This window comes from Klebsiella sp. MS 92-3 (assembly GCF_000195655.1).
GTDB classification, from domain to species: Bacteria; Pseudomonadota; Gammaproteobacteria; order Enterobacterales; family Enterobacteriaceae; genus Klebsiella; species Klebsiella pneumoniae.
Map to the genome: position 1 here is coordinate 18,603 of NZ_GL882702.1, position 13,547 is coordinate 32,149.

13 protein-coding genes are annotated in these 13,547 nt (G+C 59.7%); 10 read left to right on the top strand and 3 right to left on the bottom strand.

All coding sequences use genetic code 11. The annotated features are described in order from the left end of the window. Nucleotides 1-38 precede the first annotated feature (38 nt). Entirely contained in the window at nt 39-668 is a 630-nt protein-coding gene (gene entD / locus HMPREF9538_RS26540; protein ID WP_009483792.1) for an enterobactin synthase subunit EntD, read from the top strand. 36 nt (nt 669-704) lie between these two features. On the opposite strand, the gene HMPREF9538_RS26535 is transcribed toward entD, so the two are convergent. Both HMPREF9538_RS26535 and HMPREF9538_RS26530 read right to left on the bottom strand, forming a co-directional pair. Beyond that, nucleotides 705-1,640, bottom strand: a complete 936-nt coding sequence (locus HMPREF9538_RS26535) for a transketolase family protein (protein WP_009483793.1) — start codon at nt 1,638-1,640, stop codon at nt 705-707. Beyond that, a complete protein-coding gene (locus tag HMPREF9538_RS26530) occupies nt 1,633-2,463 on the bottom strand; it encodes a transketolase (RefSeq protein WP_002893603.1) in 831 nt (276 codons plus the stop codon). Before HMPREF9538_RS26530 ends, HMPREF9538_RS26535 begins: the two co-directional genes overlap by 8 nt. Nucleotides 2,464-2,837: 374 nt before the next feature. Here HMPREF9538_RS26530 and HMPREF9538_RS26525 point away from each other — a divergent pair, with 374 nt between their 5' ends. The 8 genes from HMPREF9538_RS26525 (at nt 2,838) to HMPREF9538_RS26490 (ending at nt 11,893) form a co-directional block, all read left to right on the top strand. Beyond that, a complete protein-coding gene (locus HMPREF9538_RS26525; RefSeq protein ID WP_002893602.1) occupies nt 2,838-3,788 on the top strand; it encodes a sugar-binding transcriptional regulator in 951 nt (316 codons plus the stop codon). A gap of 349 nt (nt 3,789-4,137) precedes the next feature. After that, nucleotides 4,138-5,658, top strand: coding sequence for an FGGY family carbohydrate kinase (locus HMPREF9538_RS26520; RefSeq protein WP_020316698.1), 1,521 nt, complete (start codon nt 4,138-4,140; stop codon nt 5,656-5,658). A 159-nt stretch (nt 5,659-5,817) separates the two neighbouring features. Then, nucleotides 5,818-6,753 carry a D-ribose ABC transporter substrate-binding protein gene (locus HMPREF9538_RS26515; RefSeq protein WP_009483795.1) on the top strand — a complete coding sequence of 312 codons (936 nt, stop codon included), beginning with the start codon at nt 5,818-5,820 and terminating at the stop codon, nt 6,751-6,753. A gap of 43 nt (nt 6,754-6,796) precedes the next feature. After that, nucleotides 6,797-7,417, top strand: coding sequence for a DUF2291 family protein (locus HMPREF9538_RS26510; RefSeq protein ID WP_009483796.1), 621 nt, complete (start codon nt 6,797-6,799; stop codon nt 7,415-7,417). A gap of 1 nt (nt 7,418) precedes the next feature. Next, nucleotides 7,419-8,963: a sugar ABC transporter ATP-binding protein gene (locus tag HMPREF9538_RS26505; protein WP_004176928.1), complete on the top strand. Its 1,545-nt coding sequence runs from the start codon at nt 7,419-7,421 to the stop codon at nt 8,961-8,963. A 17-nt stretch (nt 8,964-8,980) separates the two neighbouring features. After that, nucleotides 8,981-10,048 (top strand): ABC transporter permease, encoded by a 1,068-nt coding sequence (locus tag HMPREF9538_RS26500; RefSeq protein WP_009483797.1) that lies wholly within the window; start codon nt 8,981-8,983, stop codon nt 10,046-10,048. A 60-nt stretch (nt 10,049-10,108) separates the two neighbouring features. Further along, entirely contained in the window at nt 10,109-10,906 is a 798-nt protein-coding gene (locus HMPREF9538_RS26495; RefSeq protein WP_004176929.1) for an SDR family oxidoreductase, read from the top strand. A gap of 201 nt (nt 10,907-11,107) precedes the next feature. Beyond that, nucleotides 11,108-11,893: an SDR family oxidoreductase gene (locus HMPREF9538_RS26490; RefSeq protein WP_009483798.1), complete on the top strand. Its 786-nt coding sequence runs from the start codon at nt 11,108-11,110 to the stop codon at nt 11,891-11,893. A 52-nt stretch (nt 11,894-11,945) separates the two neighbouring features. Here the strand turns inward: HMPREF9538_RS26490 and HMPREF9538_RS26485 are convergent, their stop codons facing one another. After that, nucleotides 11,946-12,551: a glutathione S-transferase gene (locus HMPREF9538_RS26485; RefSeq protein WP_009483799.1), complete on the bottom strand. Its 606-nt coding sequence runs from the start codon at nt 12,549-12,551 to the stop codon at nt 11,946-11,948. Nucleotides 12,552-12,805: 254 nt separating this feature from the next. Here HMPREF9538_RS26485 and HMPREF9538_RS26480 point away from each other — a divergent pair. Continuing rightward, nucleotides 12,806-13,547: LysR substrate-binding domain-containing protein (locus HMPREF9538_RS26480; protein WP_009483800.1), on the top strand; the 742-nt coding region annotated here is incomplete at its 3' end.

The window sequence follows — 13,547 nt, forward strand, 5'->3', positions numbered from 1 at the left end:
GGGGGGGGGGGGGGGGGCAACCGCGGTAACCTTATCCTATGCGCCACCATCGCACCGTTTTGCCTCTGGCCGGCTATACCATCCAGCAGATCGACTTCGACCCGGCGACTTTCCAGCCTGAAGATCTGTTCTGGCTGCCCTATCACGCCAGCCTGACCGGGTGGGGCGGCAAGCGGCAGGCGGAGCACCTGGCCGGACGCATCGCCGCGGCATACGCCCTGCGCGAGGTGGGGGAGAAACGGCTTCCCGCCATCGGCGACCAGCGCCAGCCGCTGTGGCCCACGCCCTGGTTCGGCAGCATAAGTCATTGCGGCCAGCGCGCGCTGGCGGTGATCGCCGATCGGCCGGTGGGCGTCGATATCGAGCGCCGGTTTACCCCACAGCTGGCCGCCGAGCTGGAGAGCAGCATTATCAGCCCGGCGGAAAAAACGGCGCTGCTGCGCAGCGGCCTGCCCTTCCCGCTGGCGCTGACGCTGGCGTTTTCGGCAAAAGAGAGTGGGTTTAAGGCGACGCCTGCGGCAAATCAGCGCGCGCTGGGGTTCGCCGATTTTCAGATCGTGGAAATAACGGCAAGCACCTTAGCGCTTATGTTTGCGGAGCAGCGCTATCTCTTGCACTGGATAGCGTCGGAGGATCAGATCATTACGCTTTGCGCATTGCAGCAGTAAACGCCCGCACGCTTCACGCGACGGGCGTTCAGGCCATCAGCCCCTTTTTTGCACCAGGGCAACGATGGCGGCGGCATCAAACCTGTGGTACTGGCGCATCCAGCCGCGATCGGCGGCGGCGGCGTACTCCCCGTCCGGAATCCCCAACCGCTGCAGGGCAATGCCTACCCCCGCTTCCGCCAGCACCTCCGCCACCAGGCTGCCCAGCCCGCCGTTGACGTTATGCTCTTCGACGGTGATCACCGAGCCGCACGGCCGGAGCGCCGCCAGCAGCGCCGCGGTATCGCAGGGTCGGATCGACGGCACGCTGATCACTTTCGCCTGGATACCGAGGTCGGCAAGCTGCTGCGCCGCCTCCACCACCTCATGCACCGTCGAACCGGTGGCCACCAGCGCGACGTCCTCGCCTTCGCGCAGGGTCAACACGGCGCCGGGAACAAAGCGATACGACTCGTCAAGCAGCTCCGGCAGCGCCTTGCCATCGAGACGAATATAGACCGGGCCCTGATAAGCAAGAGCATAGTCGATGATCTGCCGACATTCGCGCGGCGTGGAGGGGGCGAAGATCTGGATATTGCCAAAGCCGCGCATCACCGCCAGATCGTCAATGGCATGGTGGGTGCTGGCCAGCGGGCCGTAGCTGGCTCCGGCGTTAAGGCCAAACAGCTTGACGTTGGTGTTGTTGTAACAGACATCCACTTTGATTTGCTCATTGGCCCGCGAGATAAGAAACGGCGCGGCGTTACAGGTCACAGCCACTTTTCCGCCCAGCGCCAGACCGGCGGCGGTGCCGACCATGCTCTGCTCGGCGATGCCGACGTTCACCAGCCGGCCGGGGAACTGTTTAATAAACGGCGCGATTTTGGCCGTTGACGTGGAGTCGGCTACCACCGGCACCAGATCGACGCCGCGCTCCACGGCGGCGATAAAGGCTTCGACCATGACGTTAGCCAGGTGTTCTGCATTACTCATCTTTCAGTTCCTCCAGTGCCAGTGCAATTTCTTCGCCTTTCGGCACCCGGTGGTGCCACTCCGGGCGCCCCTGGATAAAGGAAATACCGGCACCTTTCGTGGTGTTGGCAATAATAACGTTGGGTTTACCTTCCTGCTTCAACCCCTCGATGACCGAGACCACCGAGGCCATGTCGTTACCCTGGCATTCGCTGACTTCCATACCGAAGGCGCGCCATTTATCGGCCAGCGGATCGGTATTCATGATCTCGCGCGTCGGCCCGGCCAGCTGGAGGTTGTTCTTATCATTAATAATGACCAGATTATCCAGGCCGTAATGTGCAGCCGCCAGGGCGGCTTCCCAGTTACTGCCTTCCGCCAGTTCGCCGTCGCCGGTGATCAAAAAAATGCGGCGGGTGCTGTTGCTTTTCTTCGCGGCCAGCGCCAGCCCCACCGCAACAGGCAAACCGTGGCCCAGCGCGCCGGTGTTGAGCTCGATGCCCGGCGTTTTTTGCCGCACCGGGTGGCCGGGGAGATGGGAATTGGCATGCTGGTAGGTCTCCAGCCACTCGACCGGGAAGAAGCCGGCTTCCGCCAGGACGCAGTAGTAGCAGCCCACGGCGTGGCCTTTCGACTGGATGTAGATATCGCGCTGCGGGTCGTCGAGCCGGTCCGGCGCGACGTTAAGGACGCGGAAATAGAGCGCGGTTAACAGTTCGACCTGCGAAAGGTCAGCCCCGGTGTGGCCGCCGGCCGGACTATTGGCGTTTAAGCGCACAATATGGCGCCGCACCGCGCGGGCTTTACGCTCCAGCGTCTGAATATCATATCTGTAGGGATTCATTTCACACCTCTGAATTTATTTTCAGCATGGAATATTTATTCCAGCAAGGACTAAAAAAACCAGATATCCCTATGCCGGGTGGTAAGCCTTCTGCCACAGCGCCCTACTCAGGAACATTCTGCCTCCCGCTCCAGGCGAAGCCCGGATAAACACATTGACTCGAAATCGCCTTGAATATATATTCAATAATGATTCTTTATTCGATTATGGCCTGGCTGTTTTGTTTTTGTCCATAGTCGATTTTGAGGATTGGCAAAAGTTAGACGCCTGTCACACTTAAGTCTGATTTTTTTTCGCGTATGATAAAAGTCACTACGATAATGGCTGCAGCTAACCGCCTGAAGAAAGGCGATAAATGATTTTCGAGGATTAATATGGCTAAGCAGGATGAACAACGGCTATTGGTTAAGATTGCCACGCTTTACTATCTGGAAGGACGAAAGCAGTCTGATATCGCCCAACTTCTCTCGCTGTCTCAGTCATTTGTCTCCCGCGCCATTACCCGCTGCCAGAAAGAAGGCGTCGTCAAGATCAGCGTCGTTCAGCCGTCCAACATCTTTCTGAAGCTCGAAAAAGGGCTTGAGGATCGCTACGGCCTTAAGCAGGCGGTGGTGGTGGATACCGAGGAAGAGGCCAGCGATCATACCATCAAGCGGGCGATTGGCTCCGCCGCCGCCCACTATCTGGAAACCCGGCTGCGGCCAAAAGATCTGATTGGCGTCTCCTCGTGGAGCTCAACCATTCGCGCGATGGTCGATGAAGTTCATGCGCAAAACCTGAAAGCCAGCGGCGTGATCCAACTGCTCGGCGGCGTCGGGCCAAACGGTAACGTGCAGGCGACGATTCTTACCCAGACCCTCGCCCAGCGCCTGAATTGCGACGCCTGGCTGCTGCCGTCACAGAGCATCGAAGGATCCATGGAGGAGCGCAACCGGCTGCTGGCCAGCAAAGACGTCGCTGACGTGGTGTCGCGCTTTGATGAAGTGGATATCGCCATCGTCGGCATCGGCATTCTCGAACCCTCTCAACTGCTGAAAACCTCCGGTAACTACTATCACGAAGATATGCTGCAGGTGCTGGCGGCGCGCGGCGCGGTGGGTGATATCTGCCTGCACTACTACGACAAAAACGGCCATCCGGTGTTACGCGATGATGAAGATCCGGTGATCGGTATGGCGCTGGAGAAGGTCAAAAAATGCCCGAACGTGGTCGCGCTGGCCGGCGGTACCGACAAAGTCGCGGCCATCAAAGGCGCCCTCACCGGCGGCTACATTGATGTTTTAATCACCGATTACCCTACCGCTCGCATGCTGGTTAGCGACTAACCTGCCGCGCTGCTTTTCCTCTCTGCCGCCCTGACGTGCTTTTTTAGCTTCAGGGCTGGCTCTGTTAATACATTTAAATTCAATCAGTTAATCAACCACTCCAGCCGCCTATCGCCGCTTTCGCCGATCGGCGAAATGTGATTGCCAGCACAATTGATGATTTTTCCGGTAGCCCGTCACCGGGTTTGTGGCTTAAGGTATCAAATAAATAATCACTATCGAATATATATTCAGTAATTAAAAAGATGATAATGAAATGTCACAACATGGCCTGCACAGACGCAGGAGACGGTGGGAGATATTCCTCGTCTTCGCGGTTCCAGGACACCGAGTGACCGAGGAGAGCACGATGCAGGCGACAGCAAAAGAGTTCATCATTGCCCTGGATGAAGGCACCACCAACGCCAAAGCGGTGGTGCTGGATAGCCGGGGCAAAGTTATCGTCAAATTCTCGCAGCCGCTGGCGATCCAAACGCCGCGCGACGGCTGGGTGGAGCAATCGGGCGAAGCGCTGGTTACCGCCTCACTGACGGTGATCGCCAGCGCGGTGGCCCACGTTGGCGCGGAAAACGTCGCCGCGCTGGCTATCAGCAACCAGCGGGAAACCGCCATCGGCTGGTATCGCGACAGCGGCGAACCGATTAACGCGGCCATTACCTGGCAATGCACCCGCAGCGCCGCGTTCTGCGACACGCTGCGTCACGATCGTCAGGAACAGCACATTAAGCGTGCCACCGGCCTGCCAATCGCCCCGCTGTTCTCGGCCTCCAAAATGCGCTGGCTGCTGGATGCGACTGTCGATGGCCACCTGCGCGCCGAACGCGGTGAGATTTGCCTCGGCACCATCGACAGCTGGCTGCTGTGGAATCTGACTGCTGGAGAAGCCTTCTGCTGCGACTACTGCAATGCCTCCCGCACCCAGCTGCTGAACCTGCACCGCGGCGAGTGGGACGACGAGATGCTGGCGCTGTTCGGCATTCCGCGCGCGGCGTTGCCGGAAATTAAACCGTCGAGCGGCCTCTTCGGCCATACCAAAGGACTGGCCGCCATTCCGGACGGTATTCCGATCATGTCGATGATCGGCGACTCCCACGCCGCGCTGTTCGGCCACGCGCTCGGCGAGGCAGGCTGCGTCAAAGCCACCTACGGCACCGGCTCTTCGGTCATGGCCCCGGTCAAATCGGCGCAGTGCGATATCGACGCGCTGGCGACCACCGTCGCCTGGCACGATGGCGACCAGCTGGTGTGGGGCCTGGAAGGGAATATTCCCCACACCGGCGATGCTGTCGCCTGGATGGCGGACAGCACCGGACTGAGCGAACTCTCTGCCGCCGAGCTGGCCCATGAGCTGAATACCCTCCCCGCCTCCGTCGACTCAACCCTCGGGGTCTACTTCGTGCCGGCGCTGACCGGTCTTGGCGCGCCCTGGTGGGATGACAGCGCCCGCGGCGTGATTTGCGGCCTGAGTCGCGGGGTGAAACGCGCGCATCTGATCCGTGCGGCGCTGGAGTCCATCACCTATCAGATAGCCGACGTGGTGGTGGCGATGCGTCAGCATGAGGAGTTCACCCTGACGGCGTTGATGGTGGACGGCGGGCCGACCAACAATGACTGGCTGATGCAATACCAGGCCGATCTGCTCGGCTGCCCGGTGATGCGCAGCGACGTGCCGGAGCTGTCCGCCATCGGCGCGGCGTTGCTGGCACGCAAAGCGCTCCATCCGGGATCGACCGCCGATCTGCAGGCCTTCTTAACCGAACATAGCACCTTTCAGCCCGACATGGCCCGCCACCAGCGCTTACAAACGCGCTGGCAGGAGTGGCGCCATGCGGTCGACCGAACATTATGGAAACCGGACTCGCCAGCCTGACCGCCAGACTGCGCGACGACACGCATTCACTTATCACAGGAGAAACCCGGCCCATAACGATATCGCTATCCCCGAATACATTAGGGGAAATTTCAGACCGTAAAAGCCTGCCCGCTCAGGGGCTCATTTGTTCGAATATAAAAATACAGGAACAGAGTCATGAAATTACGTATAACCCTTTTAACCGCTGCGACCCTGACCGCCTTCTCCTTTGCCGCGCACGCCGCGGAGAAAGGCACCATTATGATCATGGTCAACTCGCTGGATAACCCGTATTACGCCTCGGAAGCCAAAGGCGCCAGCGAAAAAGCGCAAGCTCTCGGCTACAAAACCACCGTGCTGTCCCATGGCGAAGATGTCAAAAAGCAGAATGAGCTTATCGACACCGCGATTGGTAAAAAAGTGCAGGGCATTATTCTCGATAACGCTGACTCCACCGCCAGCGTCGCCGCCGTTGAAAAAGCCAAAAAAGCGGGCATTCCGGTGGTCTTAATTAACCGCGAAATTCCGGTTGATGATGTGGCACTGGAACAAATTACCCACAATAACTTCCAGGCCGGCTCTGAGGTCGCCAACGTCTTCGTCGAGAAAATGGCGGAGAAAGGCAAATACGCCGAGCTGACCTGCAACCTCGCCGATAATAACTGCGTCACCCGTTCTAAATCTTTCCATCAGATCATTGACCAATATCCGGATATGGTCAGCGTGGCGAAACAGGATGCCAAAGGCACCCTGATCGACGGCAAACGCATCATGGACAGCATCCTGCAGGCGCACCCCGACGTGAAAGGCGTCATCTGTGGCAACGGGCCGGTAGCCCTTGGCGCGATTGCGGCGCTGAAAGCGGCCAACCGTAGCGATGTGATCGTCGTCGGCATCGACGGCAGCAACGATGAGCGCGACGCCGTGAAAGCCGGCACCCTGCAGGCAACCGTGATGCTGCAGGCGCAGGCCATCGCCGCTCAGGGCGTCACCGATCTGGATAACTACCTGCAAAAAGGCGAGAAGCCGGCGAAGCAGCGCGTGATGTTCCGCGGCATTCTGATTACTCAGGATAACGCCGATAAAGTCCAGGATTTCAACATTAAGTCCTGAGTTCGGGTGGTTGCGCCCCTGCGGGGGCGCAGAGGAGAGCATTATGTTTAAGAAAACCTGTCTGACGCTGGCCGTACTGGCGCTAGGGGGCTGTCGCATCGTCTCGCAGCAGGAGCTGGCAGACCTGAAATCCCCGCCCAACCCGCATATGGCGAATATGGATAAAACCTGGCAGCAGAGCATCGTACCGCAGGTGGTGACGAAAGCGCGTCCGGCGGCGGAACTGATGAGCGCGCTCAAGGCGGCAAAAGACATTGATAGCGCCTGTAAAACCCTCGGCTACCGTGCGCAGGATGAAAACCCCTGCATCTTCTACGTCAAGGTTTCAGGTACCGTCAGCAAACTCGATACCGCCTCGCGCAGCGGCAAAATGCCCTTGCCCGACGCCAGCGTCGGGAAGGTGACGGTGCAGATTGGCCCTACCCTGCGCGGCACCCAGCTGCGCGACGGCTACAGCGGCGCCAGCTATCAGGACTTTAATGACCAGGTGCTGTTCGGCGAGTACAGCAAGAATATCAACAGTCAGGCGGTCAAAATGATTCAGACAGCCAACGTCAAAACCGGCGACAGCGTGGAGGTGTACGGCGTCTTCTCGGCCTGGGATATTCCACAAACTCTCCCGGAAATTACCCCGGCGAAAATCATTCATGCAGGGGGACAATAATATGGCGCCGCACGATCTCGTCGCTCCCCAGCCCGTTGAGTCCGAAGTGATTATCGAAACCCGCGGCCTGTCGCGCGTCTATCCCGGCGTAACCGCCCTGGATAATGTCAATTACCGGGTCTATCGAAATAAGGTCAACGTGCTAATCGGAGAAAATGGTGCGGGTAAATCCACCATGATGAAAATGCTTGCCGGTGTGGAAACGCCCTCCTCCGGGCAAATTATCCTCGATGGTGAAGCAGTTTCATTACAGTCGACGCATCAGGCAGAAAAACTGGGCATCAGTATTATTTTTCAGGAACTGAATTTATTTCCCAATATGAATGTGATGGACAACATCTTCATGGCGAATGAATTCTTTCAGAAAGGACGCATTAACGAAAAATACCAGTACGCGCTGGCCAAATCGCTGCTGGAACGGCTGGAGCTGGATGTCGATCCTTACGCTCCGCTGGGTGAACTCGGTATCGGCCACCAGCAGTTAGTCGAGATTGCCCGCGCCCTGTCGAAAGACACCCGCGTGCTGATCATGGACGAGCCCACCTCGGCGCTGAGCCAGTCTGAGGTCAAAGTGCTGTTCAAGGTGATCGCGCAGCTTAAGCGGCGCGGCGTGACCATCATCTATATCTCGCATCGCCTCGAAGAGCTGATGGAGATTGGCGACAACATCACCATTTTCCGCGACGGTCGCTTTATCAGCGAGCGTCACGTCAGCGACGCCAGCGTACCGTGGATCATCGAGCAGATGGTCGGTGATAAGAAAAAACACTTTGATTATCAACCGGCGCCAAAAGGCGACGCAGTGCTTGACGTCAAAGGGCTGACCGCGCTGCATCCCAGCGGCGGTTACAAGCTCAATGACGTCACCTTCACCCTCAGCAAAGGCGAAGTGATCGGTATTTACGGCCTGCTGGGCGCCGGGCGCACCGAGCTGTTTAAAGGCCTGGTCGGCTTGATGCCCTGCCAGCGCGGCGAGGTGCATCTTAACGGCGAAAGCATCGGCAAATCTCGCTTTCAACAGCGCCTGAAAAAGGGGCTGGCGCTGGTGCCGGAGGACCGTCAGGGCGAAGGCGTGGTGCAGATGATGTCGATTCAGGCCAACATGACGCTCTCTGATTTCAGCCTGCAGGGGTTCCGCCGCGCCTGGCGCTGGTTGAACCCGCAAAAAGAAGAGACCTGCGTGAAAGAGATGATCCAGCAGCTGGCGATCAAGGTCAGCGACGCCACATTGCCCATCACCTCGCTGAGCGGCGGCAATCAACAAAAAGTGGTGCTGGGTAAAGCGCTGATGACCCAGCCGCAGGTGGTGTTCCTCGACGAACCGACGCGCGGCATCGACGTCGGCGCGAAAACCGACGTCTATCACCTGATCGGCAAAATGGCTCAGCAGGGGCTGGCGGTGATGTTCTCATCTTCGGAACTGGATGAGGTGATGGCCCTGGCCGACCGCATCCTGGTGATGGCCGATGGCCGCATTACCGCCGATTTACCGCGCCATGCGGTGACCCGCGAACAGTTAATCGCGGCTTCAACACCTCAAGATTAATCAGGCTGGAATCCATCATGAACCAGAAATATATGATTTATATGTACCTGCTGAAGGCCCGCACCTTTATCGCCCTCCTGCTGGTGATCGCGTTCTTCAGCGTGATGGTACCCAACTTCCTGACCGCCTCTAACCTGCTGATCATGACCCAGCACGTGGCGATCACCGGCCTGCTGGCCATCGGCATGACGCTGGTCATTCTCACCGGCGGCATTGATTTGTCCGTCGGCGCGGTAGCGGGGATCTGCGGCATGGTCGCGGGCGCGCTGCTGACCAACGGCCTGCCGCTGTGGAACGGCGATATCCTCTTCTTTAATGTCCCGGAGGTGATCCTCTGCGTGGCGATCTTCGGTGTGCTGGTCGGTCTGGTCAACGGCGCGGTGATCACCCGCTTCGGCGTGGCGCCGTTTATCTGCACCTTAGGCATGATGTATGTCGCCCGCGGCTCCGCGCTGCTGTTTAACGACGGGAGCACCTACCCGAATCTCAACGGCATGGAAGCGCTGGGCAACACCGGTTTCGCCACCCTCGGATCCGGCACCCTGCTCGGCGTCTATCTGCCGATCTGGCTGATGATCGGCTTCCTCGTGCTGGGCTACTGGCTGACCACTAAAACGCCGCTTGGCCGCTACATCTACGCCATCGGCGGCAATGAGTCTGCCGCCCGCCTCGCCGGCGTGCCGATCGTGAAAGCGAAAATATTCGTCTATGCCTTCTCCGGCCTGTGCGCGGCGTTTGTCGGCCTGATCGTCGCATCACAGCTGCAAACCGCGCACCCGATGACCGGCAACATGTTTGAGATGGACGCCATCGGCGCCACCGTGCTCGGCGGTACCGCGCTGGCCGGCGGCCGCGGCCGGGGGACCGGGTCAATTATCGGCGCCTTCGTCATCGTCTTCCTTGCCGACGGCATGGTGATGATGGGCGTCAGCGACTTCTGGCAGATGGTGATTAAAGGCGTGGTGATTGTCACCGCTGTGGTCGTCGACCAGTTCCAGCAGAAGCTGCAGAGCAAGGTCATCCTGATGCGCCGCCACGAGGAAAAACTGGCCGCCATCCCCCCCAACGGCGCCACCTCCAGCTAACCGGCAACGATTCACATCTTCCGCCGGGCCTGGTGCCCGGCTCAGCGAAAGGGAAAAAATATGCAACGAGATTTCCAGAACAAAACGGTGGTGATCACCGGCGCCTGCCGCGGCATCGGCGCAGGCATTGCCGAGCGCTTTGCCCGCGACGGCGCAAACCTGGTGATGGTCTCCAACGCCGAGCGCGTTCACGAGACCGCCGAAACGCTGCGTCAGCGCTATCAGGCGGATATTTTATCGCTGCGGGTCGATGTGACCGACGAAGCGCAGGTGCAGTCGCTGTATGAGCAGGCCGCCGCCCGCTTCGGCACCATCGACGTCTCCATTCAGAACGCCGGGGTGATCACCATCGATTACTACGACCGGATGCCAAAAGCCGATTTCGAAAAAGTGCTGGCGGTCAACACCACCGGCGTGTGGCTGTGCTGCCGCGAGGCGGCCAAATATATGGTGAAACAGAATCACGGCAGCCTGATCAACACCTCTTCCGGCCAGGGGCGACAGGGTTTTATCTACACGCCGCACTACGCCGCCAGCAAAATGGGCGTGATCGGCATTACCCAAAGCCTGGCGCACGAGCTGGCACCGTGGAACATCACCGTCAACGCCTTCTGCCCCGGCATCATTGAGAGCGAGATGTGGGATTACAACGACCGCGTGTGGGGCGAAATTCTCAGCACCGAGCAGAAGCGCTACGGCAAGGGCGAACTGATGGCCGAGTGGGTCGAAGGGATCCCAATGAAACGCGCCGGTAAGCCGGAAGACGTGGCCGGGCTGGTGGCCTTCCTCGCCTCCGACGACGCGCGCTATCTCACCGGGCAGACCATCAATATCGATGGCGGTTTGATTATGTCGTAATCCCCCGCGGGTTAGCGGGCCCCATAGCCCGAATAAGGCGTCCCGCATTGGCGCCACCACGCCGGGACGTCCCCCCGGTGGCGCTTCGCTTACCGGGGCTACGTAACACCGCCGAAAGGTTGCCCGGATAAGGCGCGGCGCGCCGCCATTCGGGAAACAGGGCTCCCGACGTTCGACACTATATTGAAGAGAGTAAACATTATGATCGGTAAAGACTTTGCACAGCAGCTGTTTAACCTGCGGGATCGCGTCGCTTTCGTCACCGGCGCCGGCAGCGGCATCGGCCAGACCATCGCCTGCAGCCTCGCCAGCGCGGGTGCACGGGTAGTCTGTTTTGATCTTCGCGACGACGGCGGGCTGGCGGAAACGGTCAGCCATATTGAATCCATCGGCGGTCAGGCTTGTTCTTTTACCGGCGATGTCCGCCAGATTGCCGACCTGCGCGCCGCCGTTGCGCTCGCCAAAAGCCGCTATGGCCGCCTCGATATCGCCGTTAACGCCGCCGGGATCGCCAACGCCAATCCGGCCCTGGAGATGGAGAGCGAGCAGTGGCAACGGGTTATCGACATCAATCTCACCGGCATATGGAACTCCTGCAAAGCGGAAGCGGAACTGATGCTGGAGTCCGGCGGCGGGTCGATTATCAATATCGCCTCGATGTCGGGGATTATTGTTAACCGCGGCCTCGACCAGGCGCATTACAACTGCTCCAAAGCCGGCGTGATCCATCTGTCGAAAAGCCTGGCGATGGAGTGGGTGGGCAAAGGGATCCGCGTCAATTCCATTAGCCCGGGATATACCGCCACGCCGATGAATACCCGTCCGGAGATGGTGCACCAGACCCGCGAGTTTGAAAGCCAGACGCCGATGCAGCGAATGGCGAAGGTGGAAGAGATAGCCGGCCCGGCGCTGTTCCTCGCCAGCGACGCCGCCTCGTTCTGCACCGGCGTAGACCTGGTGGTCGACGGCGGGTTTGTCTGCTGGTGATCCTCTCCTGCTTCAGGGCGCCACGCTGCGGCGCCCCTCTCCACCCCTGCCGTTAACCCAGCGGATACTGTTGAAACGCCGGCAGCGCCTCTCCCTTCTCCGCCAGCGCGCGAATATGCGGAAACGCCGCGGCCGACACCACCGCCGGGATCATCAACTGGATAAAGGACCAGACCACCGTGCTGGTGACCATCACCTGATCCGGCTGCGCGGCGGCGGCGCGGTCTGCCAGCCGGGCGTCCCACTCCCGACAGGCGGCCAGCAGCTGGCCGGTCACCCGGGCTACCCACGGCTGATACTGCTTCTCTTCCGGCCGCAGACGGTGCTCATAAACATGCTGGACCGCTTTTTCACAGGCGGCGAGGATCACCCCCAGCAGGTGCAGATCGCGGGCCAGCGCCTCGGGATGCGCGGGAAGCAGCCGGCGCCCGGCCGGATTGGTCGTTTCGAAATAGTGGAGGATCAGCGTGGAGTCCATCAGCTGCGTCCCGTTATCGAGCACCACCGTCGGCGCCTTGACCACCGGATTAATGCGGGAAAATTCGTCAAAGCCGCTAAAGACCGATAGCGGCAGGCTCTCGAATTCCACGCCATAGAGCGCCAGAGAAACCGCCACGCGTCTTACATAAGGTGAATCCATCATACCAATGAGTTTCATCGTCACTCCTGCCTGCGATAAAGAGGTTGCGGCTTTACCTTACTGGAAAACCGATGCCGCGAATATCACCAGATACTTACCGCAACGGTTAGTAAAACTAACAGATTGGCGACTCGCTGTAGCCCTCCAGTCCCCCTTGTGCTATACCGACTGAGGCGGCATTTAGCCCCTTTTTCAGCCTGTTCGCGGCGGCTATAAAACCCGCTAACCCGATAGTAACGTTAACGTATCGACTCACTGACTGAGAGATCACCATGGCAGATTTTCCCCCTGTCGCCAGCCTGCGCAGCTTTGAGGCGGTGGCGCGCCTCGGCAGCGTAACGCAGGCCGCCCACGAGATGAGCGTGACCCATTCGGCGGTCAGCCAGCACATCAAACAGCTGGAAGCCCTGGTCGGCGTCACGCTCTTTATCCGCCACGGCCGCGGAGTGCGCATCACGGAAGAAGGACGGCTCTATGCCCTGCAAATCCGCGAGGCGTTACAGCACATCGCCGACGCCACGCGCATGGTGCAGATCAAACCCCGCACCCTGGAAGTGACCCTGGCGACGCTCCCCTCCTTTGGCTGCCACTGGCTGCTGCCGCGGCTGGCGCGCTTTCAGGCGCGGCATCCGCAGATCGCGGTGCGCCTGCTGACCAGCCTGGCGGTGGTTAACCTGCAACAGGAGGGTATCGATCTGGCCATTCGCATGGGGCAAGGCGATTGGGAGGGAATGGAAAGCCGGCATCTGTTTGCCGATGAACAGCTGGTGGTCGCCGCCCCCGGCTATCGCGGCGGTAACCTGCCGACCACCCCGCAGGCGATCGCCGCCAGCGATATTATTTTTTCCATGGAGTCCTGGAACGCCTGGTGCAGCCAGGCGGGGCTGGAAAAGCCGATCGTCCCCGCGGGCCTGCGCCTGAACGACTCCAATCTGGTGCTGGAGGCGGTCCGCCTGGGGGCCGGCGTGGCGCTGGAGCGGCGCTCCCTGGTGGCGGGGGCGATAGCCCGCGGCG

What these genes read in the sequence shown, in the direction of transcription:
- HMPREF9538_RS26520 (WP_020316698.1), top strand. Translation starts at nt 4,138, where the DNA reads ATGCAGGCGACAGCAAAAGAGTTCATCATTGCCCTGGATGAAGGCACC.
- HMPREF9538_RS26500 (WP_009483797.1), top strand. Translation starts at nt 8,981, where the DNA reads ATGAACCAGAAATATATGATTTATATGTACCTGCTGAAGGCCCGCACC.
- HMPREF9538_RS26535 (WP_009483793.1), bottom strand. Translation starts at nt 1,640, where the DNA reads ATGAGTAATGCAGAACACCTGGCTAACGTCATGGTCGAAGCCTTTATC.
- HMPREF9538_RS26515 (WP_009483795.1), top strand. Translation starts at nt 5,818, where the DNA reads ATGAAATTACGTATAACCCTTTTAACCGCTGCGACCCTGACCGCCTTC.
- HMPREF9538_RS26495 (WP_004176929.1), top strand. Translation starts at nt 10,109, where the DNA reads ATGCAACGAGATTTCCAGAACAAAACGGTGGTGATCACCGGCGCCTGC.
- HMPREF9538_RS26510 (WP_009483796.1), top strand. Translation starts at nt 6,797, where the DNA reads ATGTTTAAGAAAACCTGTCTGACGCTGGCCGTACTGGCGCTAGGGGGC.
- HMPREF9538_RS26490 (WP_009483798.1), top strand. Translation starts at nt 11,108, where the DNA reads ATGATCGGTAAAGACTTTGCACAGCAGCTGTTTAACCTGCGGGATCGC.
- HMPREF9538_RS26485 (WP_009483799.1), bottom strand. Translation starts at nt 12,551, where the DNA reads ATGAAACTCATTGGTATGATGGATTCACCTTATGTAAGACGCGTGGCG.
- HMPREF9538_RS26505 (WP_004176928.1), top strand. Translation starts at nt 7,419, where the DNA reads ATGGCGCCGCACGATCTCGTCGCTCCCCAGCCCGTTGAGTCCGAAGTG.
- entD (WP_009483792.1), top strand. Translation starts at nt 39, where the DNA reads ATGCGCCACCATCGCACCGTTTTGCCTCTGGCCGGCTATACCATCCAG.
- HMPREF9538_RS26530 (WP_002893603.1), bottom strand. Translation starts at nt 2,463, where the DNA reads ATGAATCCCTACAGATATGATATTCAGACGCTGGAGCGTAAAGCCCGC.
- HMPREF9538_RS26525 (WP_002893602.1), top strand. Translation starts at nt 2,838, where the DNA reads ATGGCTAAGCAGGATGAACAACGGCTATTGGTTAAGATTGCCACGCTT.